Origin of the sequence: Pseudomonas salomonii, assembly GCF_900107155.1 — a bacterium.
GTDB lineage: Bacteria > Pseudomonadota > Gammaproteobacteria > Pseudomonadales > Pseudomonadaceae > Aquipseudomonas > Aquipseudomonas salomonii.
Map to the genome: position 1 here is coordinate 1 of NZ_FNOX01000033.1, position 2772 is coordinate 2772.

The 2772-nt window shown below is 50.6% G+C and carries 2 protein-coding genes; both read right to left on the reverse strand.

Going from position 1 to position 2772, the window contains the following annotated elements:
* Nucleotides 1–369 precede the first annotated feature (369 nt).
* Nucleotides 370–756, reverse strand: a complete 387-nt coding sequence (locus BLV67_RS31945) for an SCO4402 family protein (RefSeq protein ID WP_244160817.1) — start codon at nucleotides 754–756, stop codon at nucleotides 370–372.
* A partial coding sequence (locus tag BLV67_RS33530) for a DUF637 domain-containing protein (protein WP_279627604.1) occupies nucleotides 738–2772 on the reverse strand: 2035 nt, incomplete at its 5' end. The genes BLV67_RS33530 and BLV67_RS31945, both read right to left, overlap by 19 nt.

The following is a 2772-nucleotide window of genomic DNA, read 5'->3' on the forward strand; positions in this document are numbered from 1 at the left end:
TGATTTCGCAAGACTTATAAATAAATTCGGGCGGCGTAGAGCCGCCCGATCTGGCTAAGCTCAGAGCCCAAGATGTAAAAAATAAAAGCCAATTTATTAAAGAACTAGATTTTAATATCTAAAACGAAAAAACACTTATAAACCCAAAAAAGTACACTACACCTAAATAAACTCGCCTGCCTAAGACACAAACACCCTCTGAAAATCAAATAAATCTGTGCCTTTTTCCAGGCGAAGCTGCACAGATTTCGGGGGCCGAGGACATTTGAAAATATTGGAGCGGGCTCTGCGTGATGAGGTAAGCCATCAAGCGCAGAGCTTAGAGTAAATTTGTGCGGATTCCTACGAACCTGATCCCGCTCCCTTCATTTACTGCCCTTCATTCGAAACAAAAACCTTTAGTGCTGCCCTCGCACTTTTCACTACATCCTCCCATTCTTTCTTATCTAAATATTCTTGATCAGACAGATCGACCCCGTACTTATCAAAAACCACATCAATTGCACTAACCAAATTTTTTATACAATCAGCCTCATCTCTATTTCTCAGCACCAACCCTACCCAAGCGTGAGGATTTTCAGCAAGCCCCGTATCATCATAAAAAAAATGTATCGTGTAGTCTAGTTCATCATAGCCATGTACAGATGGAGGGCGTTCAACCCAGGCTCGATGCTGATAGTCTACGTCTGACAAACCACGAATATAGGAAATAAGTTCCTCTCTCATGGTAGGAAACTTCAATTTGGAGAGTTCCATGTTTTCCATTTCCGATATTCACTCAAAGGTATATGGACTTGCTCGGCATGATCTTTGATTGACCCAATCACAGGCTTCCCGTCTCTACCTATAACTTGGCCGTTATACCTAACAATAACATGATCCACTTGTTGAGTGGGTTGGCTAACCTTAGGCTCTCCCTTGTCTATCCGCACACCATTTCCTTGATTTTTTGGGTCCTGCCATCTGAACCCTTCACCCTTCTTATTAGCTGATACGCTCCAGCTGTCTGGTAGTTTTGCGATAGTTGTATCGGGGACATCCCACTTTTTGGGGATCTCGCTCCTAGCAGATTCCGAGTCAGTTTTGTCACTCGTAGGATTATGATTTTTTATAGAAGCGCTTTTCCCCGCACTCGCAACCGCACGCTTGTACGCCAGAACTCCTGCCGCAGTACCTAACCCTGCCGCTAACGCAACCTTCAGGTCATCCGTGATTGCTTGCGCCTGCGCATCACTAAGCCCCCATTTGGCTTTAAGCGAATCAACCATCGCGCCTACCGAATGCTCAGTGGTGGCAGTGGCTAGCATCTCTTGGAATTCATAATTCGAATTTATGAGGTTTTGTACAGCCTCTCGGGCCTTCGGCGATCCGTAGTCAACTATGTCTTTAATGGGGTCGAGATCCGCCATGGTATTGGCGACGATTTTTGAGTGCGTGGCGCAGGACGACGGGGTTGCTCGGCAGCTAGCTATCGCATCAAGATCCTGTTGTATGCTCAGTTCTTTGAATTTGCGCGTCGTGTCTTCAATACAAGCGTCGTTGGTGCAAGCCGCTATCTTTTTAGCTGCTCGCTCCAGTTGGTTATGGGATAAATAATTGTATTGCGTGGAGTTCTGTGCAATCCATTTGCCCTTCTCCAGCGTAGCCGCATCCGCGTCCGTCTGCCCCGCCGCCGCCAGTACACCAACGATCTGCGAACTCATCGTCAGCAGCTCTTCGTTACCTTTGACCAGCGCATCCAAATGAGTCACCAGCGCCTCATTCGCCCCTGCCGCCAATGCTCCGGTTTTGAAATCGCCGCCTGTGGCTTCAGAGAGCAAACCACCGACCATCGCGTGAATCGCGATTTTGGGTGCAGAGCCATCAGCGATTACACCTTCGGTGAAATTGCCAACCAGGTTGAAACTCGCTGCCGCCAAGGTATTAAACAGCGCGCCTTTCAACGCATCGCTAGCGCTACCGCCCTGCCCCAGCGCCTTGCTCAGCAGCATGGATGTGCCGCTTTGTAGCGTCTGGTTGGCGGCGAATTTACCGACACCACTCCAAGTGTTCAGTAGGCCCGGCGTCGTAACTTTCCCAGTGATTGTGTTTGTTTGAGTCCCCGTCCAATCACCAAAATAAGCAGCGGTCAGGCCTGCTGTAGCACCCGCAATCACATACCCCTTCATCGCATCTGAAGAGGTCACATCCTTGAGCACTGCGCCCAAGTTTCCGCGATTATTGACGACGCTGACGCTTGCGTTAGTGGAGGCTCCCGACGCCACAGCCCCAGCTACTGCCCCTGCCGTACCGCCACCCGCTGCAGCTGCCGCCATAGGTCCAACCACCGCCGCCATCACAATCGCAATAATGATCTGCGAAGCCGGCCCCAACCCCGAGTTGCTGTACTTGAAGCTGTCATGAATCTCCTTGACCTGCCTCCAGTCCACATCCCCGCGAGCCTCTGCGTCTTTGATCCAGGCTAGTTGCGGATCAGCCTTGACCATCGCATCAATGGATTGGCTTACGGTCTGTTGATTGACCTGATTGACGTCAATCTTCAGGCCTTCGACCGCCTTGATCGCGATGTTGCCTTCAGCAACCATCTGGGTCTGGCGCAGGGTTTCGTCGGTGTTGCCCTTGCCCTTGGAGCTAGTCCAGGCGAGGTCACCCTTGCTCTTGGTGTGGCTCTCGTCGTGCAAATCCTTCACCGCCTCAAACGTCACCGCCCCACCACTGACAATCGCAATATCCCCGCCACTGTCGAGCTTCGCCGCTTGATACTTCTGGTCC